The organism is Pseudoroseicyclus tamaricis (assembly GCF_012070395.1).
In the GTDB taxonomy this organism is placed as follows: domain Bacteria; phylum Pseudomonadota; class Alphaproteobacteria; order Rhodobacterales; family Rhodobacteraceae; genus Pseudoroseicyclus_A; species Pseudoroseicyclus_A tamaricis.
On sequence record NZ_JAAFYS010000003.1, the window covers coordinates 165,536 to 185,238 of the forward strand.

21 protein-coding genes and 1 riboswitch are annotated in these 19,703 nt (G+C 69.6%); of the genes, 17 read left to right on the forward strand and 4 right to left on the reverse strand.

The features are described from left to right. Positions 1-9 precede the first annotated feature (9 nt). The 7 genes from GY170_RS12550 to GY170_RS12580 are packed head-to-tail and all read left to right on the forward strand — an operon-like array spanning position 10 to position 6,691. Positions 10-1,257, forward strand: coding sequence for a CpaE/TadZ family protein (locus tag GY170_RS12550; RefSeq protein WP_163894164.1), 1,248 nt, complete (start codon positions 10-12; stop codon positions 1,255-1,257). Between the two features lie 15 nt (positions 1,258-1,272). Continuing rightward, on the forward strand, positions 1,273-2,715 hold the full coding sequence (locus tag GY170_RS12555) for a TadA family conjugal transfer-associated ATPase (protein ID WP_163894166.1): 1,443 nt from the start codon (positions 1,273-1,275) through the stop codon (positions 2,713-2,715). A gap of 8 nt (positions 2,716-2,723) precedes the next feature. After that, entirely contained in the window at positions 2,724-3,692 is a 969-nt protein-coding gene (locus GY170_RS12560; RefSeq protein ID WP_163894167.1) for a type II secretion system F family protein, read from the forward strand. 6 nt (positions 3,693-3,698) lie between these two features. After that, positions 3,699-4,736 carry a type II secretion system F family protein gene (locus GY170_RS12565; RefSeq protein WP_163894169.1) on the forward strand — a complete coding sequence of 346 codons (1,038 nt, stop codon included), beginning with the start codon at positions 3,699-3,701 and terminating at the stop codon, positions 4,734-4,736. A gap of 46 nt (positions 4,737-4,782) precedes the next feature. Further along, positions 4,783-5,310, forward strand: a complete 528-nt coding sequence (locus GY170_RS12570; protein ID WP_163894170.1) for a tetratricopeptide repeat protein — start codon at positions 4,783-4,785, stop codon at positions 5,308-5,310. 29 nt (positions 5,311-5,339) lie between these two features. Continuing rightward, a complete protein-coding gene (locus GY170_RS12575; protein WP_163894173.1) occupies positions 5,340-6,191 on the forward strand; it encodes a tetratricopeptide repeat protein in 852 nt (283 codons plus the stop codon). A 5-nt stretch (positions 6,192-6,196) separates the two neighbouring features. Then, positions 6,197-6,691: a prepilin peptidase gene (locus tag GY170_RS12580; RefSeq protein WP_163894175.1), complete on the forward strand. Its 495-nt coding sequence runs from the start codon at positions 6,197-6,199 to the stop codon at positions 6,689-6,691. A gap of 32 nt (positions 6,692-6,723) precedes the next feature. On the opposite strand, the gene GY170_RS12585 is transcribed toward GY170_RS12580, so the two are convergent. Further along, complete coding sequence (locus GY170_RS12585; protein ID WP_163894177.1) at positions 6,724-7,605, reverse strand: glycosyltransferase family 2 protein; 882 nt, start codon at positions 7,603-7,605, stop codon at positions 6,724-6,726. A 92-nt stretch (positions 7,606-7,697) separates the two neighbouring features. Between GY170_RS12585 and miaB the strand changes: the two genes are divergently transcribed. The 8 genes from miaB to metK all read left to right on the forward strand — a co-directional run bounded on the left by miaB (position 7,698) and on the right by metK (position 15,798). After that, complete coding sequence (miaB, locus tag GY170_RS12590) at positions 7,698-9,002, forward strand: tRNA (N6-isopentenyl adenosine(37)-C2)-methylthiotransferase MiaB (RefSeq protein ID WP_163894179.1); 1,305 nt, start codon at positions 7,698-7,700, stop codon at positions 9,000-9,002. A gap of 230 nt (positions 9,003-9,232) precedes the next feature. Then, complete coding sequence (locus GY170_RS12595) at positions 9,233-9,787, forward strand: OmpA family protein (protein ID WP_163894181.1); 555 nt, start codon at positions 9,233-9,235, stop codon at positions 9,785-9,787. 19 nt (positions 9,788-9,806) lie between these two features. Continuing rightward, positions 9,807-10,106, forward strand: coding sequence for a hypothetical protein (locus GY170_RS12600; protein ID WP_163894182.1), 300 nt, complete (start codon positions 9,807-9,809; stop codon positions 10,104-10,106). Positions 10,107-10,354: 248 nt separating this feature from the next. Further along, entirely contained in the window at positions 10,355-11,359 is a 1,005-nt protein-coding gene (locus tag GY170_RS12605) for a PhoH family protein (protein WP_235937842.1), read from the forward strand. Between the two features lie 156 nt (positions 11,360-11,515). Further along, a complete protein-coding gene (gene ybeY / locus GY170_RS12610; RefSeq protein WP_163894186.1) occupies positions 11,516-12,016 on the forward strand; it encodes an rRNA maturation RNase YbeY in 501 nt (166 codons plus the stop codon). 42 nt (positions 12,017-12,058) lie between these two features. After that, the gene (locus GY170_RS12615; RefSeq protein ID WP_235924173.1) at positions 12,059-12,952 is read left to right on the forward strand and encodes a hemolysin family protein; all 894 of its coding nucleotides are present in this window, start codon (positions 12,059-12,061) and stop codon (positions 12,950-12,952) included. A 97-nt stretch (positions 12,953-13,049) separates the two neighbouring features. Further along, the gene (gene lnt / locus GY170_RS12620; RefSeq protein WP_163894190.1) at positions 13,050-14,528 is read left to right on the forward strand and encodes an apolipoprotein N-acyltransferase; all 1,479 of its coding nucleotides are present in this window, start codon (positions 13,050-13,052) and stop codon (positions 14,526-14,528) included. A 32-nt stretch (positions 14,529-14,560) separates the two neighbouring features. Then, a riboswitch (SAM-SAH riboswitch) is annotated at positions 14,561-14,609 on the forward strand. Positions 14,610-14,616: 7 nt separating this feature from the next. Further along, on the forward strand, positions 14,617-15,798 hold the full coding sequence (gene metK, locus GY170_RS12625) for a methionine adenosyltransferase (RefSeq protein ID WP_163894192.1): 1,182 nt from the start codon (positions 14,617-14,619) through the stop codon (positions 15,796-15,798). A gap of 78 nt (positions 15,799-15,876) precedes the next feature. Here the strand turns inward: metK and GY170_RS12630 are convergent, their stop codons facing one another. Genes GY170_RS12630 through GY170_RS12640 form a run of 3 tightly spaced genes read right to left on the reverse strand, consistent with a single transcriptional unit; the run spans position 15,877 to position 17,344 of the window. Next, entirely contained in the window at positions 15,877-16,512 is a 636-nt protein-coding gene (locus tag GY170_RS12630) for a DedA family protein (protein WP_163894193.1), read from the reverse strand. Continuing rightward, complete coding sequence (locus tag GY170_RS12635; protein WP_163894195.1) at positions 16,509-16,913, reverse strand: hypothetical protein; 405 nt, start codon at positions 16,911-16,913, stop codon at positions 16,509-16,511. Before GY170_RS12635 ends, GY170_RS12630 begins: the two co-directional genes overlap by 4 nt. Continuing rightward, entirely contained in the window at positions 16,910-17,344 is a 435-nt protein-coding gene (locus GY170_RS12640) for a GNAT family N-acetyltransferase (protein ID WP_163894197.1), read from the reverse strand. The genes GY170_RS12635 and GY170_RS12640 overlap by 4 nt, the downstream gene beginning before the upstream one ends. A 27-nt stretch (positions 17,345-17,371) precedes the next feature. On the opposite strand from GY170_RS12640, the gene GY170_RS12645 reads away from it, so the two are divergent. Beyond that, entirely contained in the window at positions 17,372-18,604 is a 1,233-nt protein-coding gene (locus GY170_RS12645) for a mandelate racemase/muconate lactonizing enzyme family protein (protein ID WP_163894199.1), read from the forward strand. 160 nt (positions 18,605-18,764) lie between these two features. Then, positions 18,765-19,520 (forward strand): SDR family NAD(P)-dependent oxidoreductase, encoded by a 756-nt coding sequence (locus tag GY170_RS12650; protein ID WP_163894201.1) that lies wholly within the window; start codon positions 18,765-18,767, stop codon positions 19,518-19,520. The last annotated feature ends 183 nt before the right edge of the window (positions 19,521-19,703 follow it).

The window sequence follows — 19,703 nt, forward strand, 5'->3', positions numbered from 1 at the left end:
CACTGGACCATGGGAAGCACCGCCGTCCTGCAACCCGATCCACAGCCGATCGTGGCCTGCACCGTCAGCCGCGATGTGCAGATCTTCGACCTCCTGATCGAGGACATGGAAGCCAGCCTCGGCGAGCGCTGGGGGGATCTGAGCTTCACCGACGCCCTGACCTTCCTCGACCAGCCGGATGCCGACAGCCTCGACTTCATCGCGCTCGCCCTCGATTCAGAGGACGAGACCGACCTGACGCTGCTGATGGAAGTGATCGCCTCCGCCAAGGCACGGGGGATCAAGGTGATCCTCATCGCCGAGGATGTCAGCCCCGCCGCCCTGCACCAGCTGCTGCGCGAGGGGGGCGACGAGTTCATCCCCTACCCGCTGCCCGAGGGCGAGCTCGACCGCGCCATCCGCCGGATGAGCACGCCGGACGAGGGCGAGAAGCCTGCAAGCACGGAGCCGACGCCGCTGCGCGCCAAGGATGACCGCTCGGGCGTGGTGATCCCCGTCCACGGGCTGGCCGGCGGCGTGGGGGCGACGACCTTCGCCACCAACCTCGCCTGGGAGCTGGCGAGCCTGTCGCCCGAGGGCGACCGCCCGCGCGTCTGCCTCCTCGACCTCGACCTGCAGTTCGGCACCGTCGCCACCTATCTCGACCTGCCGCGCCGGGAGGCGGTGCTGGAGCTGCTCTCCAACATCGACGCGATGGACAGCGAGAGCTTCATGCAGGCGCTGCTGCCCTACGAGACCAAGCTGCAGGTGCTCACCGCCCCGGCCGAGCTGGTGCCGATGGACCTGCTGACGCCCGACGACGTCGGCCGCATCATCGAGACGGCGCGGCTGAATTTCGACTACGTCGTCATCGACATGCCGACCACCATGGTCGAGTGGTCGGAGACGGTGCTGCAGGCCGCGCATGTGTATTTCGCCCTCATCGAACTCGACATGCGCTCCGCCCAGAACGCGCTGCGCATCAAGCGCGGCCTTCAGGGCGAGGATCTGCCCTTCGAGAAGCTGCGCTTCGTGCTCAACCGGGCGCCGGGCTTCACCGACCTCAATGGCAAGGCCCGGGTCAAGCGGCTGGCCGAGAGCCTCGGCATCTCCATCGAGGTAACGATGCCCGACGGCGGCAAGCAGGTGGTGCAGGTCAACGACCACGGCTCGCCGCTCGCCGTGGCCGCCGCCAAGAATGCCCTGCGCAAGGAAATCCAGAAGCTCGCCAAGTCCGTGCACGAGGTCAACGCCGACGACGAGCGCGCCAAAGCCTGATTGTGAAAGACGCCCATGTTTTCCAAATACAAGAAGCCTGACGCGCGCCCGGCCAAGACCGCCGCCCCCGCCGCCGCCCAGCCGGCCCCCACCCCGGCGGCGGAGCCCGCGGCGCCGCGCAAGTCGCTGATGCGCACGGCCCCCACCGCGGCGGCCGAACCGCCGCCGGCGGACAAGGAAAAGCGCCGCAAGGAGCGGCTGGGCGAGATCAAGCTCGAGCTGCACAAGGCGCTGCTGGAGAACCTCAACCTTGCCGCGCTGGAGAAGGCGAGCGAGCAGGAGCTGCGCACCGAGATCCAGGCCATCTCGTCTGAGACTCTGGAGGAGCTCGGCATCGTCCTCAACCGAGAGGAGCGCGCCCAGCTCAACCAGGATCTCTACTTCGAGGTGACGGGCCTCGGCCCGCTGGAGACCCTGCTGAAGGACGACAGCGTTTCCGACATCCTCGTGAACGGGCCGCAGCAGATCTTCGTCGAGCGCGGCGGCCGGCTGCAGCTGACGGACATCACCTTCAAGGACGAGCGCCACCTGCAGCGCATCATCGACAAGATCGTCTCTGCCGTCGGCCGCCGCGTGGACGAGTCCAACCCCTATGTCGACGCTCGCCTCGGCGACGGCTCGCGCTTCAACGCCATGGTGCCGCCCATCGCGGTGGACGGCAGCCTCGTCTCCATCCGGAAGTTCAAAAAGGACAAGCTGGGCATCGACGACCTGGTGAAATTCGGCGCCTTTTCCGAGGAGATGGCAGCATATCTGCAAGCCGCCGTCGCCACCCGGCTGAACGTCATCGTCTCCGGGGGCACCGGCTCGGGCAAGACGACGACGCTCAACGCCCTCTCCTCCTTCATCGACAACTCCGAGCGGATCCTCACCATCGAGGACACGGCGGAACTGCAGCTGCAGCAGACGCACGTGGGCCGCATGGAAAGCCGGCCCGCCAACGTGGAGGGCCGCGGCGCCGTCTCCGCCCGCGACTGCCTGAAGAACGCCCTGCGGATGCGGCCAGACCGCATCATCGTCGGCGAGACGCGGGGCGAGGAGGTCATCGACATGCTGCAGGCCATGAACACCGGCCACGACGGTTCGATGACGACGATCCACGCCAACTCGTCGCGCGATGCCATCTCCCGCCTCGAGAACATGATCGCCATGGCCGGCGTCGACATGCCGATGAAGGCCATGCGCAGCCAGATCGCCAGCGCCGTGAACCTCGTCGTGCAGGCCTCCCGCCTGCAGGACGGCTCGCGGCGCATGACCTCCATCACCGAGATCACCGGCATGGAGGGCGACGTCATCTCCATGCAGGAGATCTTCCGCTTCCAGCGCACCGGCCTGACGGCTGACAACAAGATCATCGGCCACTTCACGGCGACCGGCGTCCGCAGCCACTTCTCCGAGAGATTCCGCCTCTGGGGCTTCGACCTGCCGGCGGCGATCTTCGAACCCTTCAACGGATAGGACGCCTCATGTCCCTCTCTCCGGAACCGATCATCTACGGCCTGATCTTCGTCGCCGTCCTCGTGCTCGTCGAGGGCGTCTACCTCGTCGCCTTCGGCAAATCGATCAAGCTCAACTCCCGCGTCAACCGCCGGCTGGAGCTGCTGGAAAAGGGTGGCCGCCGTGAAGAGGTGCTCGAACAGCTCCGCAAGGAGATGACGCAGCACATGAAGAGCCAGAGCATCCCGCTCTACTCGCTCCTCGCCAGCCAGGCGCAGAAGGCCAATATCGCCTTCACGCCCGTCCAGCTCATCGGCGTCATGGCCGGCCTCGCCGCCGTTGCCTTCATGGGGCTGACCTACTTCACCGACGCCTCCACCCCGATCCGCGCGCTCGCCGCCATCGCGATGGGGATCGCCGGCGTCTACCTGTGGATCAACAACAAGGCCAAGAAGCGCATGAGCCTGATCGAGGAGCAGCTGCCCGACGCGGTGGAGCTCATGGTCCGCTCGCTGCGCGTGGGGCATCCCTTCTCCAGCGCCATCAACATCGTCGCCAAGGAGGTGCCGGACCCGCTCGGCACCGAGATGGGCGTCATCTCCGACGAGGCGGCCTATGGCCGCGACATGGGCGAGACGCTCAAGGCCATGGCCGAGCGGATCGACATGCAGGATCTGCGCTTCCTGGCCGTGGCGGTCACGATCCAGCAGCAGGCGGGCGGCAACCTCGCCGAGATCCTCGACGGCCTCGCCAAGGTGATCCGCGCCCGCTTCCGCCTCTTCCGGCGGGTGAAGGCGATCACGGCGGAGGCGAAGTTCTCCGGCCTCTTCCTCTCCGCCTTCCCGCTCGTGGCGCTGGTGGGGATCAACATCGCCGAGCCGAATTACTACGACGAGGTGAAGGACACCTCCGTCTTCATCCCCGCCTGCCTCGTCGTCGGCGCCTTCCTGGTGGCGAACCTCGTCGTCATGCGCTCGCTCGTGAACATCAAGGTCTGACCGGACATGTTGCAGACGCTGAACGACACCCTCATCGCTCCGCTCGGCCCCCTCGGGCCGGTGATGCTGGCCGGCGCGGCCGGAATCGTCCTGATCCTCGTGGCGCTGGCCTTCCTCATCCGCCGCGAGAAGGACCCGCTCGACAAGCTGAAGGACTCCAACACCACGCCCAAGGTCACCACGGCCCCCGGCAAGGACAAGCTGCGCGCCGCCAGCAACGGCCGCGGCGACAAGCTGGAGCGCTACTCGAATTTCCTCGAGCCGCAGAGCGAGGAGGAGTTCTCCGCCTCGCGCCTGAAGCTGCTGCAGGCCGGCTACCGCTCGAAGAACGCGGTGCGCATCTTCCACTTCTCGCAATTCGCCATGGGCATCGGCGGGCTGATCCTCGGCATCGCCTACACGCTCTACCTCTCCGCCACGGGCGACCCGACGACGCGTGATCTGGCGCTCTACGGGCTCGGCCCCGGCGTCGTCGGCTACATGCTGCCCAAGTACTGGGTGAACCGGCGCCAGCAGGAGCGCAAACAGGCGATCACCAACGGCTTTCCGGATTCACTCGACATGATGCTCGTCTGCGTCGAGGCGGGCCAGTCGCTCGACCAGTCGATCATCCGCGTGGCGCGCGAGCTGCGCACCGGCTTTCCCGAGCTGTCGGAAGAATACGAGATGGTCGCCTACGAGATGAAGGCCGGCAAGGACAAGACGGCCGTGCTGCGCGACATGGCCGAGCGCTGCGGCGTGGCGGACGTGACCAGCTTCGTGACCGTCCTCATCCAGAGCCAGCAGTTCGGCACCTCCATCGCCGAGGCGCTGCGCGTCTATGCCGGGGAGATGCGCGACAAGCGCGTCATGCGGGCGGAGGAGAAGGCCAACACCCTGCCCACCAAGATGACGCTGGCGACCATGATGTTGACCGTGCCGCCGCTTCTCATCATCCTGATCGGGCCGTCGGTCTGGGACATCTACCAGACGCTCGGCGGTGGCGGGGCGGCAGAAGCGACAGGCGTTGACGAAGGTCACGAGATCGACAGCGGCGAGGAGTGACGGGCCCGCCCGAGCCCTCCTGCCCGCCCTTTTTTCCGCTGCTCTGATGGTTCTGCTGGCCGCCTGCGGGGGCGGCGATCTCAACCAGTCCGCCGGCGGCGTCTATGCGCCCGGCCCCTCCGGCGAGCCCGATATCGACGGGCTGATCATCGGTCACCGGCTGATGGCGGCGGGGGAATACGAGCTGGCCCTGCGCGCCTACACCCGCGCCGCCTCCGAGCAGGGGCTGACCATCGACACGCTCTCGGCCATGGGCTCCGCCAACCTCCGCCTCGGGCGGCTGAACCAGGCGGAGGAGCTCTTGCGCCGCGCCGTGGAGGAGGATGCCTCCTTCCCGCCGGCGTGGAACAACCTCGGCGTCATCCTGATGGAGCGCGGCAAGGTCGCAGAAGCCGCCGAGGCCTTTCGTCGCGCCTATGCAACGGACAACGGAAACTCCGACCGGATTCGGGACAACCTGAGATTGGCGCTCGCAAGACGGGATGCGGCGTTCTATGCTCCCCCCCAAGAGGACGAACAGTTCCAATTGGTGCGGCGTGGCCAGGGCGATTACCTGATCCTCGCACCGCTCTGAGGCAGAGACATATCAGCGAGGGCAGTTCCATGCTCCGGGCGATCCATTTCACCCTTCTGGCGGGGGCCGTTGGCCTGTCCGCCTGTTCGCAGTCCGGTGACGCGGTGGTCGACCGGGCGCTGGCCGACATCAACGTGGTGGACGAGACCAACCTCAACGAGGTGATGCTCACCGTGGGCGACCCGACGGAGGCGGTCAGCTACTTCACCCGCGCCCTGCAGGCGAACCCCGGGCGCATCGATCTGGAGCGCGGCCTCGCCACCTCCCTCGTCCGCGCCGGCCGCGCGGCGGAAGGCGTCACCGCCTGGCAGGCCGTCACGGCGCACGGCGAAGCGACGAACGAGGACAGGGTGCAGCTGGCCGGCGCGATGATCCGCGCCGATCGCTGGGACGAGGCGGACCGGGCGCTCGACGCCATCCCGCCGACCTACGAGACCTACGAGCGCTACCGCCTCGAGGCCATCGTCGCCGACAGCAACCAGGAATGGCAGAAGGCCGACAGCTTCTACGAGATCGCCGCCGGGCTGACGACGACGCCCGCCGGCGTGCTCAACAACTGGGGCTTCTCCAAGCTCTCCCGCGGGGCCTACCGCGAGGCGGAGGGGCTGTTCGAGGATGCGCTGCGGCACGACCCGCAGCTCTTCACCGCCAAGAACAACCTCGTCATGGCCCGCGGCGCCCAGCGCGTCTACGAGCTGCCAGTGGTGCCGATGAGCCAGATCGAGCGGGCGGAGCTGCTCTACACGGCGGCGCTGACGGCCATCAAGCAGAACGACCTGACCATCGGCAAGCAGCTGCTGCGCGAGGCGGTCGACACGCATCCCCAGCATTTCGAGGAGGCCGTGCGCGCCTTGCGCGCGCTCGAAGACGGCGCGGCGTAGAGGCGATGCTTGCCGTCACGGCCCGGGAGGCCGCCTTCTTCCTGCCGCTCGTCGTTCCGATCTGCCTCTATGTCTGCTGGTCGGACCTCTCCATGATGAAGATCACCAACATCGCCGTGCTGGCGCTGCTGGCGGTCTACGTCGTGCTCGGCCCCTTCGCGCTGGAGATGTCCGATTACATCTGGCGCTACAGCCACCTCGCCGTGGTGCTGATCGCCGCCATGCTGCTCTTCGCCGTCGGCGCCATGGGCGCGGGAGACGCCAAGTTCGCCGCCGCCGCCGCGCCCTTCATCGCGCTGGCCGACCTGCGGTTGATCCTGCTGCTCTTCGCCGCCTGCCTGCTGGCCAGCTATGCCGCGCACCGCCTCGCCCGCGCCACGCCGCTGCGCCGCCTCGCGCCCGACTGGCAGAGCTGGGAGGCGGGCCGCCGCTTCCCCATGGGGCTGCCGCTCTCCGCCACGCTGGTCTTCTACCTCGCCCTCGGCCTCGTCGGCGCCTGAGCGCTCAGAACCACTGGGTCAGAACCACTGGCTCAGAACCATTGGCCCGGCTCCATCAGACCGAGGTCGAGGAGCTGCTGCGAGGCCCAGTCGAAGGGCACCGAGTTGCCCCACATGAAATCGCTGATCGCGAAGGTCGAGCCGGGATTGCGCTTGAGCGCCTTGGCCGTCCGGAAGGAGCAGATCGCCGCCGTCACCGAATGGTGCCACGGGCAGGCATATGTGTTCATCTCCTCGTCCGAGAGGCGATGATCCGCCAGCAGCTTCAGCCCCGGCTTCGTGCGGAAAAGTCCGATCCGGTCGATCCGCCGGCTCGCCTCGGGCACGAACTCCTCGAAGCGCCATCGCAGGCCCCCGAAGAAGTCGAGCTGCCGGTCCTTCGGGTGGCCATGGTTCGCTTCGTCACGCCGGGCGAGGGCGAAGTAGCCGTTGCGGTCGATATGCGCATCGGTCAGCGAGACGGCCTCGGGCGCGGCGGAAAGGTCGCTGGCGTAGAGGTCGATGACGTAGGTGAGCACCGAGTCCCGCCGCTCCTCCGCCACGAAGGCCAGCATCTCCCCGATGCTGCGCGTCTCGCAGAAGGGGTAGAACAGGTACTCCGCCCCGTAGCCGTAGTAGAGCCACGTGCCCGCCGGCGCCCGGGCGATGACCTCGTTGACGGCGCGCATCGCCGCCCGCCCCTGCCCTGGCGCAAGATCGACCCGCGCCACCCGCTCGTCGGCCAGCTCGGGCAGCTCCGGCAGGGCGAGGCCGGGGTCGGCGAAGAGCAGCAGGGTGGCAAAGCCGCAGCGCAAGTGGTGGGCGAGGGTCGAGCCCAGCTCCACCTCGTCCTCCGCCACGATCGCCGCGACAGGGCCCTTCGCCAGCGCGGCCGGGCGGGCGGAGAGGAGGGAGGAGAGGCTCTCGTAGCGCATGGGCCAAGCCTTCGCTCGCGGCGCCTTGCATTGCAAGGCCGGGCGCGAGCCGCTAGAGCCTCTCGCCAGACCCAGACCCCTCGCGAGGCCCCATGGCCAAGAAGCTCCACATCCGCACCTACGGGTGCCAGATGAACGTCTATGACAGCGAGCGCATGGCCGAGGCGCTGGCCGGCCGCGGCTACGAGCAGACGGAGGACGTGGGCGAGGCCGATCTGGTGCTTCTCAACACCTGCCACATCCGCGAGAAGGCGGCCGAGAAGGTCTATTCCGAGCTCGGGCGCCTCAGGGAGCTGAAGGCCGCCCGCCCCGGCATGCGCATCGGCGTCGCCGGCTGCGTCGCCCAGGCCGAGGGGGAGGATATCCTCACCCGCGCGCCGATGGTCGATCTCGTCCTCGGCCCGCAGAGCTACCACCGCCTGCCGGAGCTGGATCGCGCCCTCGCCACCGGCGCCCGTCTGGTGGAGACGGACTTCCCCGCCGAGGACAAGTTCGACGAGTTGCCCGAGCGCCGCAAGGCGACGCGCGGGCCCACGGCCTTTCTCACCGTGCAGGAGGGCTGCGACAAGTTCTGCGCCTTCTGCGTGGTGCCCTACACCCGCGGCGCCGAGGTCTCCCGGCCCGCCGAGCGGGTGCTGGCCGAGGCGCGGGCGCTGGTCGAGGCGGGGGTGTGCGAGCTGACGCTGCTGGGCCAGAACGTCAACGCCTACCACGGCCATCCGGGCGGCCTCGCCGGGCTGGTGCGGGCGCTGGCGGAGATCGATGGCCTCCTGCGCATCCGCTACACGACGAGCCACCCGAACGACATGGACGACGCGCTCATCGCCGCCCATGGCGAGGTGGACAAGCTCATGCCCTATCTGCACCTGCCGGTGCAGTCCGGCTCCGACCGGGTACTGAAGGCGATGAACCGCAAGCACAGCGCCGCCGAGTACCTCGCCGTCATCGAGCGGCTGCGCGAAGCCCGCCCCGACATCCTGCTGACATCGGACTTCATCACCGGCTTTCCCGGCGAGACGGAGGCGGAGTTCGAGGAGACGATGAGCCTCGTGCGCGCCGTCGGCTACGGCGCCGCCTTCTCCTTCGCCTATTCCCCCCGCCCCGGCACCCCGGCGGCGGATCGCAAGGGGCAGGTGCCGCGCGAGGTCTCCATGGACCGGCTGCATCGCCTGCAGGCGCTGATCGCCGAGCAGCAGCGCGCGGCGCTGGAGGCGATGGTGGGGCGCGAGGTGGGCGTCCTCTTCGAAAAGCCGGGACGGCTGGAAGGCCAGATGGCCGGCAAGTCCGATCACCTGCACGCCGTGCACGTGCAGGCCCCCGCCTCCGCCATTGGAGAGCTGCGCCGCGTGCGCATCACCGAGGCGGGGCCCAACTCCCTCGCCGGCGTGCTTGTCTAGTAGGGCGAAGGGCAGGACGAATCGAGCCACGCCGCCCCGAGCGGCGGCTGGGCCTTCCCCGACAATCCACGCTCCGAGGCTGGATTGTTGCCGCCGATGGCGCAGATTTCGTTAAAATTTCTTTCCAACTTGACCGGCTGGCGTAACATCCGCCTTAACACGTCAAAGTCCTGTGCCATGCCGGCCCGCTGCCCGCCGCTGGCCCGACCATTCCGAAAGGGATCGCTGCCATGAGAAGCTTCGTCCGCCACCTGAGGGCCACCTTGTCCGCGCTCGCCGCGGGCGCCTTCCTCTCCGCCGGGCTGCTCCAGCCCGCCTTTGCGGACGAGCAGTACCTGCCCAGCATCTGGATCGATCCCGACGGCTGCGAGCACTGGGCCCTCGATGACGGCGCCGAGGGCTACATGTCCCCCCATCTCGATCGCAATGGCGACCCTGTCTGCCACCGCGCCGAGATCTGCGGCGTCATGCCGACGGACCAGCTCTTCGCCACCGACCGCTCGGACATCAACGCCGAGAACCGCCAGCGGCTGGCGAACTTCTTCACCAGCGCCAATGCCTTCGGCTTCCTGATCTACGGCCACACCGACAGCCGCGCCTCCGACGAGTACAACATCGCGCTGTCCGAGCGCCGCGCCGCCTCCGTCGCCGACGTCGCCCAGTCGATCGGCGCGCGTGTGGTGGACGTGAAGGGCTTCGGCGAGCGCCGGCCCCGCGCCGTCAACGATACCCCGCAGGGCGGCATGCGCCTGAACCGCCGTGTCGAGATCTACTGCCTGCGCTAACCCGGTAAGGATGACGATCATGACCTTTCTCAAACCCGCCATCCTGCTGGCCGGCCTCGCGGCGCTCTCCGCCTGCACCGATTACGGGCCGGACAAGAGCGTGGACCGCAACATCGACTCCCACTCGCTGACCGACCTCGTCGCCGGCATCTGGGTCGATCCCAACGGCTGCGACCACTGGATCATCGACGACGGCTTCGAGGGCTACATGTCCGAGCGGCTGACGCCCGACGGACGACCCGTCTGCTCCGGCGTCGCCGCCCCGAGCACCGTCACCGGCCCCTTCAAGGACGGCTCGCCGATCCCCGACCTGCTCTGAGGGCAGCGGCAGACCGACATGGCAGGCGCCGGTGGGGAGACCCGCCGGCGCCCTTCCCTTTGCGTGGGCCGCAGCGCAGGGAAATCGGGCGTTCTCCGCGCCGATTTCCGCGCGGACATCGGTCCCTCCAAGGCGCCACGCAGCATGGCTCTGCGGCGCCCCGCCGAGCGGCACAATGCCCGCTTGCGCCATGGCGGCGATCTTGCCACGATGGCCCTAGGGACCAGCCCCAGGAGCCTACATATTTGGTGTCGATTCTTCCCCCGCCCGCGATCCTCGAATTCCCTGACAACTTCCTCCTGATCGACCTGTGCGGCGAGCATGACCGCAATCTTGCCGAGCTCGAGGAGCGGCTGGAGGTGCAGATCCTGCGCCGCGGCAACCGGCTGGAGATCCACGGCGAGGCGGATTCGCAGCGCACGGCCGAACGAGTGCTCGCCGCGCTCTACCACCGGCTGGAACAGGGCCGCGGCATCGCCTCCGGCGATCTGGACCGTGAGCTGCGCATGGGCGGGCCGGAGCCGGCCCCGCCGCCCCGCTCCCGCCCTGCCGCCCTGCCCGGCCAGGCCGAACTCTTCGGCGCCGACGGGCAGCGGATCGAGATCAAGACCCGCAAGAAGCTGGTGGAGCCGAGGACGGAGGCGCAGAAGGCCTATGTCCGCTCACTCTTCCAGCACGAGCTGGCCTTCGGAATCGGCCCGGCCGGCACCGGCAAGACCTACCTCGCCGTCGCCGTGGGCGTCTCGATGTTCCTCACCGGCCATGTCGACCGCATCCTCCTCTCCCGCCCCGCCGTCGAGGCGGGCGAGAAGCTGGGCTACCTGCCCGGCGACATGAAGGAGAAGGTCGATCCCTACATGCAGCCGCTCTACGACGCGCTGGGGGATTTCCTGCCGGGCAAGCAGGTGCAGAAGATGATGGAGGAGAAGGTGATCGAGATCGCCCCCCTCGCCTTCATGCGCGGGCGCACGCTCTCCCGCTCCTTCGTGGTGCTGGACGAGGCGCAGAACGCCACGACGATGCAGATGAAGATGTTCCTCACCCGCCTCGGCGAGGGCAGCCGCATGGTCATCACCGGCGACCGGACGCAGGTGGACCTGCCGCGCGGCATCTCCTCGGGCCTGTCGGACGCCGAGCGCCTGCTCAAGGCCATCCCGGAGATCTCCTTCAACTACTTCACGTCGAAGGACGTCGTCCGCCACCCGCTCGTCGCGGCGATCATCGAGGCCTACGATGCCGATGCCCCCGGCTGACCGGCCCCGCTCGCCGCTCCCTTGCGGGCACGTCTCGCCCGCTGCCGCCGCGCCCCCTGTCTTTGGTCCGAAAAAATCCTCGGGGGGGCTGCCGCAGGCAGCGGGGGGCAGACAGCCCCCCTCCCCGGCCGGACACCCCGCGACGGGGTTTCAGCGATGAGCGCCATCGACGTTCTCATCGAGGATGACCGCTGGTCCACAATCGACCTCGAAGCCCTTGCCGAGCGCGCCGCCACTGCGGCGCTTTTCCATCTCGGCCTCGCGGGCGGCGGCTACGAGGCCGCCCTCCTCGCCTGCAACGACGCGCGCATCGCCGCGCTAAACGCCGATTTCCGCGGCAAGCCCGTGCCCACCAACGTCCTCTCCTGGCCGTCGTCGGAGCGGGGCGCGGACACCGCCGGCGCCGTTCCCCCGCCGCCCGGGCCGGGCGACGAGGAGCTCGGCGACATCGCCATCGCGTGGGAGACCTGCGCGACCGAGGCCGAGGCGGCGGGGCGGCCGATGGCGGCGCATGTGACTCACCTTGTCGTGCACGGGTTTCTTCATCTTCTCGGTTACGATCACGAGAGAGACGAGGACGCCGCGTTGATGGAACGACTTGAGGCGGAGATACTGGACAAGGTGGGGGTGGCGAACCCATATGAGATGGAGATGTGACGGGCGGGTCGAACCGCCGTTTCTTGCGAGATGACAGTGACGATGGATAACCCCACGCCCGGGCCCACGAACGGGCCCACGCCCGGGGACGACAGCGAAGAAGGGGAGCCTCCTCAGGGGAGGCCCGGACTTTTCACCCGCATCAAGGAGGCCTTCGGGCCGCAGGAGGCCGATGACCCGGCCGACCGCCCCGCTTCGGCGCCGACGACCTCGGTGCCCGGGCTGGGAAACCTGCGCCGGCTGCGGGTCAACGATGTCTCCGTCCCCACGGCGGAGATCACCGCCGTCCCGGTGACGGCCAGCGAAGAGGAGCTGGTGGACGTCTTCCGCGACAGCGGGCTGACGCGGCTGCCTGTCTTCGACGGTACGCTCGACACGCCCATCGGGTTGGTGAACCTCAAGGATTTCGCCCTCAAGCACGGCTTCAACGGCGACGGCGGCGAGGCCTTCGACCTGCGCCCGCTCGTGCGGCCGCTGCTCTTCGTGCCGCCCTCGATGCCGCTCGGCGTCCTGCTCACCAAGATGCAGGCGGAGCGGATCCACATGGCGCTGGTGATCGACGAATACGGCGGCACCGACGGGCTGGTGACGATCGAGGACCTGATCGAGCAGGTCGTCGGCGAGATCGAGGACGAGCACGACGTCGACGAGGCGGACAGCTTCGTGCAGGAGCGGCCGGGCATCTGGCTGGCGCAGGCGAAGACGGAGCTGACCGATTTCGAGGAAGCGACCGGCATCAACCTGACCGAGCACGAGGAAGTCGATGAGGAAGAGGTCGACACGCTGGGCGGCCTCGTCTTCATGCTCGCCGGGCACGTGCCGGCACGCGGAGAGGTGGTGCGCCACCCCGACGGGCCGGAATTCGAGGTGATCGACGCCGATCCCCGCCGCATCAAGCGCCTGCGCGTGCGCCTGCGGCCCGTGCCGGCGGAATGACGCCAGACAGGCTTAAGGGGACGGTTGGCATTGAGGGGGGCGCGGCCCCCCGCCTGTCGGCCTACCCGGGCTATTCCCCGGAAAGCGAGAGCCGGCTGTGAGGCGGGCGACGGCCCCTGGGCTGCCGATCCTGCTCGGGGCGCTGGCGGCGCTGGGGCAGGCGCCGTGGGGGCTATGGCAGCTGACGGTGCTGGCGCTGGCGGGGCTGTTCTGGCTCTGGCCGGGTCGGGCGCGGCCGGCGCTCTTCGGCCTGCTGGCCGGCTTCGGATATTTCGCGGTGGCGCTGCACTGGATCGTGCATCCCTTCCTCGTCGAGCCGGAAATCTACGGCTGGATGGCGCCCTTCGGGCTCTTCTTCATGGCGCTCGGCGGCGGGGTGTTCTGGGCGATCGGTGCCTGGGGCGCGGCCCAGCTGACGCGCGGCGGCGGGGTGTGGGCGCAGAGGCTGGCACTGGCGGGCGGGCTGGCGGCGGTGGAACTGCTGCGCGGGCTCATCTTCACCGGCTTTCCCTGGGCGCTGATCGGCCATGTCTGGGTGGGCACGCCCCTCGCCCAGCTGGCCGCATGGATCGGGCCGCACGGGCTGACGACGCTGTCCTTGCTGGTCGCCGCCGGCATCGCCGGGCTGGCGGCCGGGCGGCATCGCTGGATGGCGGCGCTGCCGGTGCTGGCGCTGGCGCCGCTCTGGCCTCTGCTGGCGACCGGAGCGGCCCCGGCCTCCGAAGGGCCGATGATCCGCATCGTGCAGCCGAACGCCCCGCAGGCGGAGAAGTGGCGCCGGCCGGAGGTCTTCTACCAGCGGCTGCTTGACCTCTCCGCCGGGGACGGGGCGGGCGCGCCGCCGGACCTCGTCGTCTGGCCGGAGACGGCGGTGCCGTGGTGGCTGAACAGCGTCGGCGACCGCCTGCCGGAGATGGCGGAGTCGGCGCGGGGGGCGCCGCTCGTCACCGGCATCCTGCGGCAGGAGGGGGCGCGGCTCTACAACTCGCTGATCACCCTCGGGCCGGCCGGGGAGGTGCAGAGCCTCTATGACAAGGCGCATCTGGTGCCCTTCGGCGAGTACATGCCCTGGGGCGACGTGCTCGGCCGCTTCGGGCTGCACGGGCTGGCGGCGAGCGAGGGGAGCGGCTTCTCCTCCGGGCCGGGGGCGCGGGTGATCGAGGTGCCGCGGCTCGGGCCCATGCTGCCGCTCATCTGCTACGAGGGCATCTTCGCCGAGGAGGTGCGCGCCGGGGCCGCCGGCGAGAGGCCGCGCGCCATGCTGTTGATCACCAACGATGCATGGTTCGGGCCGGGCGCCGGGCCGAAGCAGCACCTCGCGCAGGCGCGCCTCAGGGCCATCGAGCAGGGGCTGCCGATGATCCGCGCCGCCAATACCGGCATCTCGGCGATGATCGACGCCAAAGGTCGCGTCACCGCCGAGCTGCCACTGGGTGTGGCCGGCGCGCTCGACGCGCGGCTGCCCGAGGCGCTGGCGCCGACACTCTACGCGCGGCTGGGCGACGGTCCGGCGGCGGGGGCGATGCTGCTCCTGCTGCTCGGCGCCGCGCTGGGGGGCCGGCGCTTTCGCGGTTGACGCGGTTGTGAGGCCCGGCTACCTCCATACGATCCCCGTCACAACGGCTTCCTGGCGTGTCGGGCAGACCATAATGGAGCGCTCCCCAATGGCCCGTAAAGAATACATTTTTACCTCGGAATCCGTTTCCGAGGGGCATCCGGACAAGGTCTGCGACCGCATCTCGGACGCCATTCTCGATGCCCTCCTCGCCGAAGAGCCCGAGGCCCGCGTCGCCTGCGAAACCTTCGCCACCACCAACCGCGTCGTCATCGGCGGCGAGGTCGGCCTGCGCGATCAGGACAAGCTGCACCGCTACATGGAGGCCATCCCGGATATCGCGCGGGAGTGCATCCGCGATATCGGCTACGAGCAGGACAAGTTCCATTGGAACACCTGCGAAGTGACGAACCTGCTGCACGAGCAGTCCGCGCACATCGCCAAAGGGGTCAACGCCTCCAACGAGAAGGCCGAGGGGGCGGGCGACCAGGGCATCATGTTCGGCTTCGCCACCAACGAGACGCCGGAGCTCATGCCGGCGCCGATCCTCTATTCCCACGCCGTGCTGCGCCGGCTGGCCGAGGCGCGCAAGTCGGGGGAGGAGCCGACGCTGCGCCCCGACGCGAAGAGCCAGATCTCGCTGCGCTACGAGGATGGCAAGCCGGTGGAGGTGACCTCCATCGTCCTGTCCACCCAGCATGCCGACGAAGGGCAGACGAGCGCCGACATTCGCGCCATCGTCGAGCCCTACATCCGCGAGGTGATCCCCGAGGGCTGGCTGACCGAGGCGACGGAGTGGTGGGTGAACCCCACCGGCACCTTCGTGATCGGCGGGCCTGACGGGGATGCGGGCCTGACCGGCCGCAAGATCATCGTCGACACCTATGGCGGCGCGGCGCCGCATGGCGGCGGCGCCTTCTCGGGCAAGGACCCGACGAAGGTCGACCGCTCGGCCGCCTACGCGGCGCGCTACCTCGCCAAGAACGTCGTGGCGGCGGGGCTGGCGGAGAAGTGCCTGATCCAGCTCTCCTACGCCATCGGCATCGCCAAGCCGCTGTCGATCTACGTCGACACCGCGGGCACCGCCGAGGTGCCGCCCGAGCAGATCGAGAAGGCCATCGCCCGGGCGATGGACCTGACGCCGCAGGGCATCCGCACGCACCTGGAGCTGAACAAGCCCATCTACGAGCGCACCGCCGCCTATGGCCATTTCGGCCGAGCGCCGGACGATGATGGCGGCTTTTCGTGGGAGCGGACGGATCTGGGCGACGCGCTGAAAGCGGCGCTCTGACTTCGGATTGACGTGCGGGGGCTCTGCCCCCGCGCCCCCGAGGTATTTTTGGCCAGATGAAAACAGGCGGGCCGGGACTCAGGCGTCTGGGCCTTCGGGCGCCGTTTCCCGGGCGTCTGGCAGGCGGCGGCGCCGGCGGCGCTGGCGGGCGCCGAAGAGGCGGATGCCAAGGAAGAGCGTCACCGCCAGCGAGCCCAGCAGCAGCAGGACGTTGAACGCCATGTCCGACGCCTGCTCGAGGCTGTCGGCGAAGACGTAGCCGAGGCCGAGGTAGAGCGCGAGCCAGATGAGCTCCCCCGCCCGGCCCCAGGCGCACCAGACCGCCCAGGGCTGGCGGGCGGCACCGGCGGCGAAGGTGACGTAGGGCCCCAGCGGCGAGAAGAGCCAGCGCGAGAGGAAGAGGAACGGCCCGCCCCGCCGCGCCAGCAGCGCCGAGGCGCGGGCGACATGGCGCGAGCGGCGCGAGAAGTAGCCGGCCAGCCGCCCTCCCCCGCCGCGGCCGAGCCAGTAGACGGCCTCGTTTCCCGCCACCAGACCCAGCGCCGCCGCCCCCGCCACCGGCACGAGGCCAAGGTCCCCAACCGCCACGAAGCCGCCGGCCGCCAGCAGCATGATCGAGGCGGGGATCGGCACCGCGAAGCATGACAGGAAGATGGCCACGCCCAGAAGGAGCGCGCCATAGGTCGGCACGAGCGGCAGCAGCCAGTCCGTCACGGCCGCCCTGCCCCCGTCCCGACGCGGTCCGCCGAGCCTTCCGCCTCCCGCAGGCGGGCGATGGCGGCCTCGACCTCGCTGATCGCCTGCTCCACCGGGATGCCGCGCTCGCGGGCGATCTCGCTGATCGTCATCGGCCCGTCCGGGCCGGGCATCGGCAGGCCGGCCATGGCATCGAGCGCGCGGAGGTCGAGGTCATGCATCCGGGCGACGACGCCCATCGTCATCCAGGGCTGGATGTCGGGCCGCTCCGGCGGGGCGGTCACCGCGTCCGCGACGATCCGCAGCGCGAAGTAGAGTGTCACCGTCCCTGCGAGGAAGAAGGCGAAGACGAGGCCTGGGCTCTCCACCCAGGCCCGCCGCAGCCGCGCCGGCCAGCGCCTCCGCCGCCTGCCCATCATGGGCCGAACGCCTCGTCCCAGCCGTAGAGGGCAGAGATCTGCTCGACCCCGCCGAGGCTGCGATAGAGGGCGCGGGCGGGCGCGTTCTCCATCTCCGTGCCGAGCCAGACGCCCTCCGCCCCGCGCTCACGCGCGATCTCGAACAGCCGGCGGGTGACGGCGCTGGCGTGGCCGCGGCGGCGGTGCCCCTCAAGCGTGCCGACCTCGTTGATGAAGAGGCTCACCGGCTTGTCGGGATGGCGCAGGAAGGTGCCGGACGCGAAGGCCACCGCGCGGCCGCCCTCCATGGCGAGGACGATGACATTCGCCGGGTCCGCCAGGAAGGCCTCCGCCTCCTCGGGGATGACCGGATTGTCGAAGAGATCCGCCGGCGCGTCGAGCAGCCGGGGCAGATCGCCCTTTCCGACCTCGATGTATTCGATATCGTCCATGCGCAGCGCCTTGCCGGGAGACCTAGAATGAACCTCGCCGATCTGGACGTCATTGTCACCGCCCCGCCCGCGCCCGGCTGGGGCGGGCGCTACTGGATCCTCGTGAAGGTGACGACGACGGACGGTATCACCGGCTGGGGCGAGGTCTACGCCGCCGCCGTCGGGCCCGAGGCCATGGAGGCCGTCATCCGCGACGTCTTCGAGCGGCACATGCAAGGCGAGAGCGCAGAGAACATCGAGCTGATGTTCCGCCGCGCCTATTCCTCCGGCTTTACCCAGCGGCCCGATCCCACGGTGATCGGCGCTTTCTCGGGGCTGGAGATCGCCTGCTGGGATATCCTCGGCAAGGCGCGCGGCCGCCCCGTCCACGCGCTCCTCGGCGGGCGGGTGCAGGAGCGGATCCGCGCCTATTCCTACCTCTACCCTTCGGCCCCGCATCACGCGCTCCCCGCCTTCTGGGGCAGCGCAGAGCAGGCGGCCGAGAGCGCGCTGGCGCTGGTGGAGCGCGGCTACACGGCGGTGAAGTTCGACCCGGCGGGGCCCTACACCATCCGCGGCGGCCACACGCCGGCGCTGACGGACCTCTCCCGCTCCGCCGCTTTCTGCCGCGCGGTGCGCGAGGCGGTGGGCGACCGGGCGGACCTGCTCTTCGGCACGCACGGGCAGTTCTCCACCGCCGGCGCCCTGCGCATGGCCGCCGCCATCGCGCCCTGGGACCCGCTCTGGTTCGAAGAGCCGGTGCCGCCCGACGCCCTGACCTCCCTCGCCCGCGTCTCCGCCGGCTCCCCGGTGCCCGTCGCGGTGGGCGAGCGGCTGGCGACCCGCGCGGAGTTCGCCCCCGTCCTGCGCGACGGCGGCGCGGCCATCGTGCAACCGGCGCTCGGCCGCTGCGGGGGGATCTGGGAGGCGCGCAAGATCGCAGTACTCGCAGAGGCCTACGGCGCCGAGGTCGCCCCCCACCTCTACTGCGGCCCGATCGAATGGGCGGCGAGCCTGCAGCTGAGCGCCGCCATCCCCAACCTGCTCATGGCCGAGACCATCGAGACGGAGTTCCACAGCCGCCTCATCAAGGGCAGCATCGCGGTGGAGGACGGCTACGTCGCCGTCCCCACCGCGCCGGGCCTCGGCATCGAGGTCGACGAAGACCTCGCGCGCGCCCACCCCTACACAGGCACCGCCCTGCACCTGGAGATGACGGAGGCCCCCGTCAGCTACGGCGCGGAGCAGATCTTCGCGGGGGGCGCGCCTCGGGAAGAGTGAGGGGCTCTCTCTCCTGAGATCGGGGATCAGGGGCAAGGGCGCCGCAGTGGGCGCCGCCGGAGTCCCTCGCGTCTGCACACCAGCGGCGCCGGATTGATCCTCATCAAGGCAGGGTCGCGCGAGCGCCCTTAACATCGGCTCAACCATTATGGAGGGCACGATGACAGGTGAATTCAAGGGCAAGGCAGCGATCGTCACGGGCGGCGCCTCGGGGATCGGGGCGGCCATCGCGCGCGAGCTCGCCGCGAGCGGCGCGAGCGTGCTGGTCGCCGATCTCGACGGTGAGGCGGCAGAGGCTTTGGCGGCTCAGCTGCGCGAGAGCGGGGCGAAGGCCGAGGGGTTCGCCGTCGATGTCGCCGACGCGAGCCAGGTGGAGGCGATGGTGGCGAAGGCGGCCCAGGCCTTCGGCGGGCTGCATCTCGCCGTCAACAACGCCGGCATCGGCGGGCCGGCGGAGGCAATCGCCGATCTCTCGCTGGACGGCTGGCGCAAGGTGATCGACGTCAACCTGAACGGCGTCTTCTACGGCATGAAGTACCAGATCGCCGCGATGCTGGCCTCCGGCGGCGGCTCCATCGTCAACATGTCGTCGATCCTTGGCTCGGTGGGCTTCGCCTCGGCGAGCGCCTACGTGGCGACGAAACACGCCCTGCTGGGGCTCAGCCGCACGGCCGCTCTGGAGTATTCGCAAGCCGGGATCCGGGTGAACGCCGTGGGCCCGGCCTTCATCGACACGCCGCTGCTGTCGAAGAACCTCGACCAAGGGGCGCTCGACGGGCTTGCCGGGCAGCACCCGGTGGGGCGCCTCGGCCGGCCGGAGGAAGTCTCGGCGCTGACCTGCTTCCTGCTCTCCGACCGGGCGAGCTTCATCACCGGCAGCTACCACCTCGTCGACGGGGGCTACACCTCCCGCTGACGTCTGGTGGAGCCCGGCGCCAAGGTGGCAGCGCCGCCACTTTTGGCGCCTGGCGGCGAACCGCCGGGACCGGCGGTTTTCCCTCCGCCAGCAGAGGGCTCACACGATTTCCCCGTATGGATTTTCCGCGTCTGGCCGTATGACCTTCCCCAAGGGCGCGCTAGCTTAGCGCCTATGAAACGG